The sequence below is a fragment of the Pseudomonas sp. Irchel s3f7 genome (assembly GCF_900187615.1).
Classification (GTDB): Bacteria; Pseudomonadota; Gammaproteobacteria; order Pseudomonadales; family Pseudomonadaceae; genus Aquipseudomonas.
The window spans coordinates 89,560-101,827 of record NZ_FYDO01000004.1; the positions used below are offsets into that span (position 1 = coordinate 89,560).

Sequence of the window (12,268 nt, forward strand, 5' to 3'; positions counted from 1 at the left end):
CAAGCAATTCCAGCGGACGAACCGGGCAAAAAAAACCGTATATCAATCGTTGTTTGAAGAATGAATCGTCCGCTGTTTGTTTCTCTAGATGGGCCCAAGGGAACCGGCAAAACCACACTGCTGGAGGCCATTACGAAAGTACTGAGGGCAGACAACAAAAAGGTGATCCGCCTTTGCGAGCAAAAAAGCGATCCCGATAGGGGCGAAACAATGGCCCTCGTGAACAGGCTCGTCAGAAATCCCACCCGGGATCTGGAGTTGAGGGTTTGTGAGCGCTTTGCTGATAGCCGTACCTGGATTTCCCGGCACGTGCTGACTAAACAGCCACCAGGCAGCATCATCCTGATCGATCGCTGGTACCCGTCTGACGCCGCGTTTCGCCGGATAGTCCCGTTTGCAGAGATTCTTCAGTTGAACATTGATCGAAACGTGCGAGTGCCAGACCTGCATGTCGGGGTTGTCACCGCCCCTGATATTTCATGGGCCAGGGCAACGGCACGACGGCGTGGGCTGAGCAGTACCGTGATCCATAAGCTGGAAGAACATGTCGCTTGTACCAAGGCATTCGAGCGAGCGATTGCAGATCACGGCTGGGTTTTATGCCGTAATGAAGGAACGATCGAAGACGCAACGATGCAGGTGACTTCTGAGATCTATAGAGTCCTCGATGCCCGTTAGGCGAAGTTCGCTGCGCCGGCCTGTTCCGGGTTATGCGCCCTACGGTACTAGCGCTGGTTGCGATAGCGCTCGGTCAAGGACTGCACGAGGGTGACGTAGGATTGCGTCTCGGCGTAGGGAGGCACCCCGTTGTACTCGGCCACGGACGCTTCGCCAGCGTTGTAGCCTGCCAACGCCAGCATCTGGTTGCCGTTGAAGCGCTTGAGCAGCCAGGCCAGGTAGCGCACGCCGCCACGAATGTTCTGTCGTGCGTCGAACGGATCGTCCACGGCAAAGCGCTGGGCGGTGGCGGGCATCAACTGCATCAACCCCTGGGCACCGGCCTCGGAAATGGCGTTGGGCCGAAACGCCGATTCGGCATGTATCACTGCGCGGACCAGCGCCCTGTCGACACCATAATGACCCGAAGCAGCTTCGATCTCCCGCCGATAGGATTGGGTGTCCAGGCGCAGTGAGGCAACCTTGAAATTCTTCGGCGCCATGCACAGATAGCAGCCCTTGATGACATAGAGCTCAAGGGCATCGACCCGTGCGGAGATCCCGACGGGGCGCCGGCTCACATATTGACGAACACCCCTGTGGATGAAGGTGAACACCCGAATCCGCACCGCGCCTGAGTCGTCGTCCCGCACAACCCGTGGCACGGCCATTGCCTTGGCACCGACACCGGCGCCGGCGCCGGCGCCCGCCATGCCATTCAGGCGAGTGCAGCGGGCGCTGGCGATGGCTTGGCTGGTGTAGCTGATGGCGCCGTCCCTGGCTTGGCACTTGAACATGGCGCTGGCGCACAGTGGAACGACCAGCAAGGCCAGCTCGATGCAGCCAAGAAGGCTCTTGCGAGCCCATCGCCGTGCTCTGGAACTCATCACATCGCTCCGCGCCGAATGCGCCGATCAGGCCTGGGGCGCCTGGCCCGGGTGCTGCCTTTGCAGGGCTCATTCTGGGTGACCCGCCCTTTGTTCTGTTATACCCCTTGTAACCGGCCTTGGAACTTGCGTTGACGTACGGACTGCCGGCGTGGCCGTTATTTGCCCTTCACGACAGGCGGAAACCGACCAGTAGCCGACCTTGCAAACCTCCATCTGAAGTGGATAGCCGCATTAAGGTCGTTTCACTGTCGGTCGCAGATCTTGTTACACGATGCGAAGCAAATCTGATACGAAATGCGTCAGTCAGCAGAGTGATCCATTATCGATTCCTGCTGACTGAGCTTTAATTGACTGACTCTGTGTTCAACGCTGAATACATTACTGGACTTAGTGCCCCAGTATTTTCGACAGGAAGAGTTTTGCCCGCTCCGAAGATGTCCCGTTAAAGAATGCTTCAGAGGATGTGTCATCAATGATCATCCCCTCTTCCATGAACACCACCCGATCTGCCACCCGTCGAGCAAAGCCCATCTCATGGGTGACCACCATCATCGTCATGCCGTCCTTGGCTAGCGACACCATTACGTCCAGCACCTCGTTGATCATCTCAGGGTCCAGCGCCGAGGTTGGCTCATCGAAGAGCATGATGACCGGATCCATCGATAACGCCCGGGCGATGGCAACACGCTGCTGCTGACCTCCAGAGAGCTGTGCCGGATACTTGTGGGCATGCGCGCTGAGGCCCACACGTTCAAGCAATGCCAGACCTTTGGCTTTCGCATCGTTTGTCGCACGATGGAGCACCTTCGTTTGTGGCAACGTCAGGTTCTCGATGATCGACATATGGGGGAACAGCTCGAAATGCTGAAACACCATACCCACTTGCTGGCGCAACTTTGGCAGATCCGTTTTTGCACTGCCGATCGATTGCCCATTCACCAGGATTTCGCCTTTCTGAAAAGACTCAAGTCCGTTTACCGTCTTGATCAATGTCGACTTGCCTGAACCTGAAGGCCCGCACACCACTACAATTTCGCCTTTACTCACGTGCGTCGAGCAGTCTTTGAGGACTTGCAAATTTCCGTACCATTTATTGATTCCGCGCATTCTGATGCAGTGTGGCTGAACATCTGCAGAGAAGCGGGAAACCGATGCCACAGCGGCGTTAGTCTGAATCATTTGTCGAAGTACCCCGCGCGAATAGAGGCGCCGATCAGATTGACAATCAAGCGTCCCGCCGTCACGCAGGTGAGGTTGCTTGCGTTGTCTTTACCCGGCTGGATTTCAACGATATCCATACCGACTACCCGTCCTTTTTTCACCAATCCGTGAATCAGTTTGCGTGCCTGTAAAAAAGTCACGCCACCTGGGGCCGGACCATCTACAGCGGGCATGATGGTTGGATCGAGGCCGTCGGCATCAATGGTCAAGTAGTAGTTCCCACCATCGGGAATTCGCGAAAGTACTGCGTCCATGCCGATCTCATGCAGTTCATAGGCACTGATTAACTCCGCACCATACTCGCGCGCGACCTCAAGATCTTCGGGGCGTGCGCTACCTTGGGCGCGCAGTCCGATCTGGAAGATTTGGCCGACATGGGCCATTTCGGAGGCTCGACGTATTGGGCTGGACAACCCTTCCCGAATCCCGTTCACGTCGTCGCGCCAGTCAAGGTGCGCATCGATATGGATGATGGTGATCGGGTCGAGACTGTCGTAGGCCCGTAAAACCGGCGTAGTAATTCCGTGGTCACCGCCAAGGATGACGGGTAGCGCTCCGGCTTTGAGAAGCTGGCGTACGGCCTGCTCGGCACGCTCATAGTGCTCACCCGGTTTGGCGACATCTGGCAAGACATCACCACAATCGATGAATCGGATATCGCTACGGCCTTGCAGCAACGGGCCATCGATATCGAAATCATAATGCCGTGGATCACGCACCATACGGTCAGTGAGCTGACGTATTGCTAGTGGTGCATTGGTCTGGTCGTTGGTATATGAGCGCGGGCCGTAAGGCGAACCAAAAGGCATGCCAAGCACCGCAATATCCGCCTGTTGAAGGTTGTCCAGATCGGTCATCAGTTCTGAATAAAGCAGGGTCTGATGGCTGGTACGTGGGGCGACGGTCAGGTTCTTCATAAAAACTCCTAAATGATGGGATTTTCTAGCGATGCCGCCAGTGTCTTTCACGGGCTTCCAGTGCTTGGCCAAGCGCATCGAGGACAATGCTCGACAGCCAATAGAGCAATGCAGCGGTGCCTAACACTTCGAGATAGGCGAAGGTGTCAGCGGTCATCAGGTTGCTCTGATAGGTCAGCTCAGGAAGACTGGTTACCGAGAAGATCGCGGTGTCCTTGAACATCATGATGATCAGGCTGGTCGTAGGCGGGATCAGGTAGCCGAAGCTTTGCGGTACGACCACGTAGCGCTGAACCTGCCAGACGGAAAACCCCAGCGACCGCGCTGCACGCGCCTGGCCGGCAGGCACGCTCTTCAAGGCGGCACGCAGGATTTCACTGAAATATCCGGCCGTGTAGAACGCCGTGGCACCAATGGCGATCGCAAACGATGAGGCTTGCACTCCTAGCTGCGGCAGGCCGAAAAACAGCAGGTACACCACGATCAGGAATGGAACATTTCGGACAAGTTCGACATAACAACGGGCAAACAGCCTTGGCAACCAATGCTGGGCATCGGCCATGTAAGCGAACAAAGCACCGATCAACATCCCCAGCGGAATTCCTATGGCACTGACCGTCGCGGTGATTTTCAGCCCCTGCAGCAACGCCGGGATTGCGTGGCTGATCACTTCAATATCAATGGGCATTTGGCATTACCTTGGCAATGCGGCGCTCGATGAGTCGCGAGATCGACGAAGCGCACAGCAGAATAAGGAAGTAAACGATCGCTGTTGCACTGAACACTTGCAGTGGCAGATCGCTTTGCAGCGTCGCGTTACGAGCCACGGTCGCAAGCTCACTGACAGCGATGACCGACAGCAGCGATGAGGCTTTGAGCAGTACGGTGTACTCGTTGGTCAGCGGCGGAATGGAACGATGGAACATCTGCGGCAACAGCACGTAACGCCACTTTTGATGAGCGCGCATTCCCAGTGCCTGGGCTGCAGCCACCTGACCTCCAGGAATCGAAGTCAAAGCGCCTCGCAGGATTTCACTGATGTAAGCCGCCGTGTTCAAAGACAGGGCGAGGATCCCCGCTTCGAGTGGTGTCAGCTCAATACCGATCAGGCTCGGCAAAACGAAATACGCGATAAGCAACTGGATCAACAACGGTGTGCCGCGGATGGCACTGACGTAGACCATCACTGCGTATCGGAAAATTGGACCTGCGGCGACTCTAAGGAGAAGTAAAAGGACGCCGAGCCCGAGCCCTATCAGAAAAGCCAGGCTACTTGCGATAAGTGTTGTCGCTGCTCCTTGTAGTAGCCCATCGAAAAAGGGTCCTAGTGCGGTGTGTGCACTCAACCAGCTCGTCATTACCTGACCCTCCCTTTAGAGGGCCGCTTCAGGCAGATACCCTGAAGTCGGTAATGTCATCGTTTCGCCGAACCATTTTTTTTGCAGTTCCGCCAACTTGCCCGTCGCACGCATCTCATCAAGGGTTTCGTTGATAAAGGTGCGTACTTCAGGATTTTTAGCATTGACTACCCAAGCCAACAGCTTGGCATCGCCGACCTCGCCAACCGTCTTATAAACGTCTGGCTGACGACGCATTTGCACAGCCAATACGTTGCTGGGTAGAACACCCACATCGATCGAGCCATTGGCAATCGCCAAGCCGACATCGGGATAGCCCTGGAACAGTTTGAGGTCAGCGTAGCCCTGCCCTTTGCCGGCCTTGAGTGCTCGCTCGTATTCCTGCAGTGCTTGTTGGGCTGAAGAACCCATCTGGGTTCCCACCACTTTGCCTGCTACATCCTCGGGCTTGCTGATAGTGGTGTTGTCCGCCTTGACGACGAACAATGAGCGGACAATACCGATGGGCTGACTGAATGCGAACCGTTTGGCACGCTCCGGTGTGATCCCGACGGAAGTGGCCACGAAATCAAATTTGTTGCTCATCAATCCGGGAAGCAAACCGTTGAACGGCAAGTTCAACTGCTCCAGCTCGACGCCGAGTTTGGCGGCCATCAGTTCCAGAATATCGTGGCCGTAACCCACCACCTTGCCGTTTTCAACGAACTCATAAGGTTCGTAAGCGGCTTCGGTGCCCACTGTCAGCTTGCCACGTTGCTTGATGTCGGCAAGCGTACCTGCCTGGGCTAATGCGAAGCTTGATGTGCAGATAACCAGCGAGGTCAAGAGCACGGTTTTGACGATGCTTCGGCGACTGAGTGTTGTCATGATGCGGTCCCCCATTTCTTGGAGTGTTGTATTTGTGAAGGTTGCTGGAACCAAATTAGCCAGCGCGAAAGCACAAGTAAAATCACTTTATTGGCAATATGGTCTTGGAATCTGATACCTTTTTTCCCATGAACCGATTCGACCTGACCGAGCGTGACTTACGTTCTCTGCGTATTTTCTGTGCTGCCGCTGAAGCCGGTGGATTTGCTGCGGCTGAACGCCGGCTAAATATGACCAAAGCCTCCATCAGCAGGCATATCAAGGAGGTAGAGGAGCGCTTGGGTGTGCGCCTCTGCGAGCGAGGTCCGGCAGGGTTCAAGCTGAGCGCGGCAGGGAGGGTGGCGCTGGAGTTGACGACTAATGCCCTCAACTCTCTTGAACGAATCAAGCCTGAAATTGATGCGGTACGTGCTGTGATATCCGGCACCGTCTCGATTGGTACTGTCGAGCACATGCTCGCCGATCCGAATTGCCGACTGACCGAAGCGCTGAAAGAACTGAGACGACGGGCACCTAATGTTCAGGCAGAAGTCGCCGTGATGACCTTTGCCAATTTGAACCAGGCACTGCGCGAACGCCGGGTGCAGGTGGCCATTCGTGGGATGTACAGAAAAGAGCGAGTCTTTCATTACCAAAAGCTGTTCGTCGAAGAGCACCGCGTGTATGTGGCGAATCAAGCGCGGAGCGAGAAACAGCTTCGCCCTCAATTGGTTTATCGACCGCATCCCTTCGTCGAAGAAACGCTGGCTGCGCATGGTTTTGAACGTGGGCCCGAAGCCGCAGGACTGGAAGCGATCGCGATGCTTGTTGAAGGTGGAGGCTATGCCGGGCTGCTACCCGAGCATTATGTCGAACTCATTGCCCCGCGCTTCGACTTGCGGGAGTTACCGGACAGCCCCGTGTTCCATAACACCATCTGCGCAATAACCGAGGCTTCTCGCCCTCTGTCACGAAGCGCAGAGCTTTTTCTAGAGATCCTTGAAGAATTGCATGCAAGCGACTCCTCCATCTCGAATCGATATGGAGCCAGATAGAAAACGAATGGTTCAGTTAGTCGAGTTGTCACCCTTCGCGAAGAAGGTAGTGAACAGGTCAGTCAAGATCTCACCATGAGTCAGATCCTGCGGCGATCTTGGGCCTGATATTTCAAGTGTTGCTCCGCGATTTTTTGCCCTTGCTATGCTCACAGCATCTGTTTCTACAGAGGCGAGCAGCATGGCCGCACAAGGCAAGCATGTCCCATTCACATTCAAGGCTATGGCTAGCTCGGCGGGTGGGTTCCTTATCGTTTGGGCTGCCATGAAGCTGCTCGACACCTGGTTCGACCTGACGTTGTTAGCCGAGACCAAGGGCTGGCTGCTACGTTTTCGGGATTGGCTTTTGCTGGAAACGCCAATGCCGAATTGGTCTGCGCTGATGCTTGTCGCGATTTTAATCAGCACGCTGTCTGTCGCGCTTTACTACGCCCGCTTCACTGACGGCGCTAACGGCGAGTTACATGAGATAGAACGAAAAGTTTACAAAATGAACAACCCTCAGTTTCCGCAATTGACGGATAACCAAACGCTACTGATGGAGGCGTTGGCCTATCATGCAAACTTCAGAAAAGTTGCAAATTTAGACTCGGTTTGCAAACTTGTTTCGCTCAGTACGTTAGAAGTTGAAACCGGTTTAAATCAACTTCAGGTTAAACGTCTTGTCAGGCGAAAAGTGACACGAGGGACGTTCGGCTCCACCGTCTTTGAACTTACCCTGGAGGGTAAGGATTATGCATTAGAGCGACTTGAGCTAACGTAATATCGACACATGGGTCGTGACCCAGGCTGCTTTTTTGAGTGGCATTGTTCACCCTATGGGCGACATGATTCGCCCGAACGTTCGGTGAGTCAGCCTATCTCTCGAGAAAAACCACAGGACGAGCTATCTACGACCACTGGTCGCATTCGCCGATCACAGGTAGCAAAAAATCAGAAACCCGCTATTACGTTAATAATTGCAATTTCATTCATTGCACATCGCCACAGGAACGCCCCAGGATGCGAAACGCACTCAAGCATTCGAGACTCCGTTTTGGCTTTTTACTTTCTGTTATCTCAATAGGGCTGATCGCTTGCAGCAGCAACGATAATATTAATACACCCAATAAAGAAATGACTCGACCACCTATCGATGATAGCGAGACTTCCTCTGTGCGTGTCACGACCAGCTGGATACGACACTCGCTTAGCCAAACTGACTGCCTGAAACACGCCCGAGCGGCACTTACAAAAGCGAGATACTTTGTTGATGCAGGAGAAAGATCAGTCTTTGGGTTTCGTGAAGGCATGACTTTTTCGATCCGCTGCGACTACGAAGGCGTTGCTTTTTTAGCAGTGGCTTATCGCCAAAGACCCAGTACTCAAATCCAGGATCGGATCTTGAATGAAATAACCAGGTTATTTTAAGGACTAAGGACAGAGGTAAAGGGGCTCGTCCACAGAAAGATCGAATGCAGGTCTGGACGGTACAAATGGCTCTATTTGACTTTGCCGCCTCAAGGATGAGGGAGAATGAGATACCGTGTTGAGCTGTCGATCTGTTCAACACCCAGGGAAATCAATGCTGAGCTCACTTGTATCGAATGGCCAGTCACTCACGCCGGCCCCATCAGAACGCTCGGTCCCATGGTGGAGCTTTACCAAAACAGTCCTGGCCGTGACGGCACTGTCTCTGGTGCGTGATGGGCTGGTGGGACTGGACGATCCGATCCTCGATCAACCTTTCACGTTGCGCCAGTTACTGCGGCATGAGGCCGGTCTCGCCGATTATGGCGAACTGGCGGAGTATCACACTGCCGTTGCGAACAATGAGCCAGCCTGGTCGGCAGATCAAATGATGCAGCGCCTTGAGGGTGCTCGACTTCGATACAGTCCCGGAACCGCTTGGCGCTACTCGAATGTCGGTTACTGGCTGATTGGAAAACTGATCGAACGGGTGACTGATCTTGCGCTTGAAGAGGCCGTGAGTCGACGTGCACTAACGCCCTTAGGCTTGTCGAGCGTTCGCTTCGCTAAAACGCGAGCAGATTTACAAGAAACCTCTCCTGGAAACCCACCGAATTATGACCCCGCCTGGGTCTATCACGGCCTGCTGATCGGTCCTCTTTCACAAGCGGCGCTATTGCTGGATCGACTGCTCACCGGACACCTTCTCCCCACGGACTTGCTCCAGGCAATGCAGACCGCACGAACATTGGGCGGTCCGATTCCCGGACGTCCATGGGTTACACCGGGATATGGCCTTGGTGTAATGCAGGGCACAACTGAAGGCGGCTTGATCCTGTGCGGACACACAGGCTGCGGGCCTGGAAGTGTCATTGCTGTTTACCGCATCAGCGACGGCGACCCCTCGGCTTGTTGCGCAGCGTTTGGGACAAATGTCAGTGAAGGCGCCGTCGAAGCACACGTCGTCGACCAATTGAAACAAGCCTTGCGGAACTACGTTTGAGGCGTCCGCGCCCTCATCGACTCCGCTCCCTTGATTCTCTCGACGTCAGTTTTTTGGGCCGATTGCCGTCCTTCGTGAAAGGGTTGAAAAAGATATGGCCTCCAAGGAATCGAACCGTCGCCCAGCGGTCCAACGCGGGTCTGGACAACGGCGCCACGCGCCCGAATGATCACCTGCCGACCGTCATTGCCCTTGGAGAGCCTTTTGTCAGCTGTCTTTTCGCGCCAATTTTTCCGGTGGGCGTTACTGCTCTTTTGCGGTGGCGCCACGTCGCCTGCTCTCGCCTGCCCGACCGGGCAGTATCAAGTCAGCGTGGTCGCCTGCTTTTGTGCGCCAGGTTCCGAAGAGGACTTTGGGACGATCTTCAAAGACATGAACCTATTGGCGGCCTCGGGATTAGAGAACTGGATCGTGATGTCGCGCAACAACGCGGCAACGGGCGATGTTCTACCCATCCCGCTGAACATCCGGGCCCAACTCGAACCCTACTACGACATTCAAGTGCTCGACACGGCTCGCTACAAGGTCGGGGATGAAACGGAGCTGAACGCTGCCAATACCCTGCTGCAGAATCCCGATATCAATGCCGTCACCCTGGTAGACATCATCGTCTTTCGCGACGCTGAAGATGCACTCAACAATGTCGCGCTCTGGGCACATGAGTTGAAGCACGTGCAGCAATACCAGCAATGGGGCGTTCGCGAGTTTGCCACTCGCTACACCCGTGATTACTCAGCCGTCGAGGCGCCCGCCTACGAGATTCAAACCCAGGTGGGCAAAGCCTCGAGAGCCGCCGTCGAGCCGCAGACACCTCGAACACCATGAGTTCTGTCAGTGATCGTCAGAACCACCGAAGCGCAAATCAAAGGCTATGTAATCCGACTGGAAAATATCCTGATCGGGTTTGAAATGCGCTTTGTGCTGTTGCCTGCTCCCGTTGCACGGGCCGTCATCCTGGATGGCATCGAAGGCACTTACACCGGTCAGCTCGGCGTTAAGATCGCCTTTAAGTCGCTCTGCACTCATATTGTTATTTTCCTTACGACTGAAGGTCATTCGGCCGGGCAGCGCACGGCCGATCGAAGATCGAAATGGGGGATTGCCACGCAGTTCGTAGGGAGGAGTTTATCGACGCGCAGCATGTCAACCTTTCTATCGGCGACAACGCGTTAGCATTTCATGACAATTTGTTTCCGCTGATCCGGTCCGCACCGATCAGAGCATTTTCTCCAGACCGATTTTGTCGCTGAGCCAGGCTTTGAAACTGCGCCATGTTCCGCCGGGTTCCTCGTACAAGGTATGCAGTTGATCGTCGTCCTCCGTGACCCAGACGATTTCGCCTTTTTCCAGTCGGGCCTGATAACTCATCGCAGGCGCCATGCCCTCAAGCGCCAGCTCGCGCACGTAGCCGGCCAACTCGGCGCTGTCGACCAGCACCCCGACTTCGGTGTTCCAAAACACAGAACGCGGGTCGAAATTGAACGAGCCGATGAACACTTTTTGCAGGTCCATAATCATGGCCTTGGTGTGCAGGCTAGAGTCCGAGCCACCACTGAAGCCAAACGATGAAGCGCGACCGGGGTCGTCCGGCTGGCGCCGCAGCTCATAGAGCTTCACGCCGTGTTCGAGCAGGGTCTTGCGGTAAGGCGCATAGCCGCCATGCACCGCTGGCACGTCGGTAGCTTCCAGCGAGTTGGTCAACAGGCGTACCTCCACACCGGCATCGGCACGACCGAGCAAATAGTGCATGCCCGGCTGCTGCGGGACGAAATACGCCGAGATCATGATCAGTTCTTTATCGACGCTATCTAGCTCAGGCCGCAGTTGCGTGGCCATCAATAGCGAGCGGGCCGGCTCGTCGTCGGCCAGTACCTTGCTCGGGGCGTCCCACATTGCCTTGCCGTGGGCCCAGATCAGTTGCTTGCGCCAGGTGGCGAGTTGCGGCTTGGACCGGTAGGTCATGAGATGGTCGTACAAAGCCTTGTTCTCGGTACGCGAAGTCAGGAGCGATTGATCCAGACGCTGGCGGCTCTTGGCCAGGTCTTCGGCGGTTGGCTTGTTGATCAGGAAGTCGCTGATCGGCTGGCTCAGGGTGCTGTTCCAGTACTGATCAAAGCTCACGCCCAACTGCCCGGCAACCGGGCCGATGCACAGCAGGTCCATGTCGGTGAAGTTTAGGTCGGGCTTGGCGTCAAAATACTCATCGCCCAGGTTACGACCGCCGACGATGGCGACACTGTTGTCGGCCAGCCACAGTTTGTTGTGCATGCGCCGGTGCTGTTGGGAAAGATCGAGCAGACGGCCCATGGCTCGGGTCACCATGGTGCTGCGTCCCAGATGCAGCGGGTTGAACACACGGATATGGATGTTCGGGTGCACGGCCAATGTAGCGATGACTTCTTCCCGGCCGTCACTGGCAGTGTCATCGAGCAGGATGCGTACGCGTACACCGCGATCGGCGGCCAGCAGCATTTCACGCACCAGTGCCCGGGTGCTGAGACCGTTGTGCACGATGTAGTACTGCAGATCGACGCTTTTTTGCGCATTGCGGATCAACTCGGCGCGCGCCCGGAACGCTTCACTGCTGTTGGGCAGCAAGCGAAATCCGGAGCGCCCTTCCTGCGGTGCGGCTTGCGCCTGGATCGAGCGCCCGAAAGCCGATTCGCTGGCAGGCATCACCGAGCTGTAGTCATGGGGCAAACGCGTGGGAGTGGCACAGCCAGCGAGCACCAGTGCGACCAACACGGCGGGAATGAACCGGAAGATGGGCAAAGGCTCGTCCTCGCTGGATGTGTTCTGACCTCAGGAACCCGCCTATGGTTACGACCCCACGGCAATCTGCACGCCTGATTTCAGTAAAGCCCGGTTCAGC

General features: G+C 55.6%; 14 protein-coding genes. 7 read left to right on the forward strand and 7 right to left on the reverse strand.

All coding sequences use genetic code 11. The features are described 5' to 3' along the window. Positions 1–60: 60 nt before the first annotated feature. Complete coding sequence (locus CKW19_RS04610; protein ID WP_095056800.1) at positions 61–678, forward strand: dTMP kinase; 618 nt, start codon at positions 61–63, stop codon at positions 676–678. Between the two features lie 47 nt (positions 679–725). On the opposite strand, the gene CKW19_RS04615 is transcribed toward CKW19_RS04610, so the two are convergent. The 6 genes from CKW19_RS04615 to CKW19_RS04640 all read right to left on the reverse strand — a co-directional run bounded on the left by CKW19_RS04615 (position 726) and on the right by CKW19_RS04640 (position 5,910). Then, positions 726–1,544 carry a lytic transglycosylase domain-containing protein gene (locus CKW19_RS04615; RefSeq protein ID WP_095056801.1) on the reverse strand — a complete coding sequence of 273 codons (819 nt, stop codon included), beginning with the start codon at positions 1,542–1,544 and terminating at the stop codon, positions 726–728. Between the two features lie 390 nt (positions 1,545–1,934). Next, a complete protein-coding gene (locus tag CKW19_RS04620) occupies positions 1,935–2,654 on the reverse strand; it encodes an amino acid ABC transporter ATP-binding protein (RefSeq protein WP_256580302.1) in 720 nt (239 codons plus the stop codon). A gap of 68 nt (positions 2,655–2,722) precedes the next feature. After that, positions 2,723–3,685 carry an agmatinase gene (locus CKW19_RS04625; RefSeq protein WP_095056803.1) on the reverse strand — a complete coding sequence of 321 codons (963 nt, stop codon included), beginning with the start codon at positions 3,683–3,685 and terminating at the stop codon, positions 2,723–2,725. A 25-nt stretch (positions 3,686–3,710) separates the two neighbouring features. Next, complete coding sequence (locus tag CKW19_RS04630) at positions 3,711–4,373, reverse strand: amino acid ABC transporter permease (protein ID WP_095056804.1); 663 nt, start codon at positions 4,371–4,373, stop codon at positions 3,711–3,713. After that, positions 4,363–5,043 carry an amino acid ABC transporter permease gene (locus CKW19_RS04635; protein ID WP_095056805.1) on the reverse strand — a complete coding sequence of 227 codons (681 nt, stop codon included), beginning with the start codon at positions 5,041–5,043 and terminating at the stop codon, positions 4,363–4,365. Before CKW19_RS04635 ends, CKW19_RS04630 begins: the two co-directional genes overlap by 11 nt. A gap of 15 nt (positions 5,044–5,058) precedes the next feature. Then, entirely contained in the window at positions 5,059–5,910 is an 852-nt protein-coding gene (locus tag CKW19_RS04640) for a transporter substrate-binding domain-containing protein (RefSeq protein WP_095056936.1), read from the reverse strand. 104 nt (positions 5,911–6,014) lie between these two features. On the opposite strand from CKW19_RS04640, the gene CKW19_RS04645 reads away from it, so the two are divergent. The 6 genes from CKW19_RS04645 (at position 6,015) to CKW19_RS28285 (ending at position 10,569) form a co-directional block, all read left to right on the forward strand. Further along, complete coding sequence (locus CKW19_RS04645; RefSeq protein WP_218232046.1) at positions 6,015–6,944, forward strand: LysR family transcriptional regulator; 930 nt, start codon at positions 6,015–6,017, stop codon at positions 6,942–6,944. A 181-nt stretch (positions 6,945–7,125) separates the two neighbouring features. Further along, on the forward strand, positions 7,126–7,707 hold the full coding sequence (locus CKW19_RS04650; RefSeq protein ID WP_095056807.1) for a hypothetical protein: 582 nt from the start codon (positions 7,126–7,128) through the stop codon (positions 7,705–7,707). Between the two features lie 239 nt (positions 7,708–7,946). Further along, the gene (locus tag CKW19_RS28280; RefSeq protein WP_143498332.1) at positions 7,947–8,354 is read left to right on the forward strand and encodes a hypothetical protein; all 408 of its coding nucleotides are present in this window, start codon (positions 7,947–7,949) and stop codon (positions 8,352–8,354) included. Between the two features lie 154 nt (positions 8,355–8,508). Next, positions 8,509–9,396, forward strand: a complete 888-nt coding sequence (locus CKW19_RS04655; protein ID WP_095056808.1) for a serine hydrolase — start codon at positions 8,509–8,511, stop codon at positions 9,394–9,396. A gap of 204 nt (positions 9,397–9,600) precedes the next feature. Further along, positions 9,601–10,221, forward strand: a complete 621-nt coding sequence (locus CKW19_RS04660) for a DUF4157 domain-containing protein (protein ID WP_256580297.1) — start codon at positions 9,601–9,603, stop codon at positions 10,219–10,221. 9 nt (positions 10,222–10,230) lie between these two features. Next, complete coding sequence (locus tag CKW19_RS28285; protein ID WP_143500291.1) at positions 10,231–10,569, forward strand: hypothetical protein; 339 nt, start codon at positions 10,231–10,233, stop codon at positions 10,567–10,569. 42 nt (positions 10,570–10,611) lie between these two features. Here the strand turns inward: CKW19_RS28285 and CKW19_RS04670 are convergent, their stop codons facing one another. Then, positions 10,612–12,168: a phospholipase D-like domain-containing protein gene (locus CKW19_RS04670; RefSeq protein WP_371856340.1), complete on the reverse strand. Its 1,557-nt coding sequence runs from the start codon at positions 12,166–12,168 to the stop codon at positions 10,612–10,614. Positions 12,169–12,268: the final 100 nt, after the last annotated feature.

Coding starts and splice junctions, on each gene's coding strand:
- CKW19_RS04615 (WP_095056801.1), bottom strand. CDS start 1,544: ATGAGTTCCAGAGCACGGCGATGGGCTCGCAAGAGCCTTCTTGGCTGC.
- CKW19_RS28280 (WP_143498332.1), top strand. CDS start 7,947: ATGCGAAACGCACTCAAGCATTCGAGACTCCGTTTTGGCTTTTTACTT.
- CKW19_RS04655 (WP_095056808.1), top strand. CDS start 8,509: ATGCTGAGCTCACTTGTATCGAATGGCCAGTCACTCACGCCGGCCCCA.
- CKW19_RS04640 (WP_095056936.1), bottom strand. CDS start 5,910: ATGACAACACTCAGTCGCCGAAGCATCGTCAAAACCGTGCTCTTGACC.
- CKW19_RS04620 (WP_256580302.1), bottom strand. CDS start 2,654: ATGCGCGGAATCAATAAATGGTACGGAAATTTGCAAGTCCTCAAAGAC.
- CKW19_RS04625 (WP_095056803.1), bottom strand. CDS start 3,685: ATGAAGAACCTGACCGTCGCCCCACGTACCAGCCATCAGACCCTGCTT.
- CKW19_RS04610 (WP_095056800.1), top strand. CDS start 61: ATGAATCGTCCGCTGTTTGTTTCTCTAGATGGGCCCAAGGGAACCGGC.
- CKW19_RS04635 (WP_095056805.1), bottom strand. CDS start 5,043: ATGACGAGCTGGTTGAGTGCACACACCGCACTAGGACCCTTTTTCGAT.
- CKW19_RS04650 (WP_095056807.1), top strand. CDS start 7,126: ATGGCCGCACAAGGCAAGCATGTCCCATTCACATTCAAGGCTATGGCT.
- CKW19_RS04630 (WP_095056804.1), bottom strand. CDS start 4,373: ATGCCCATTGATATTGAAGTGATCAGCCACGCAATCCCGGCGTTGCTG.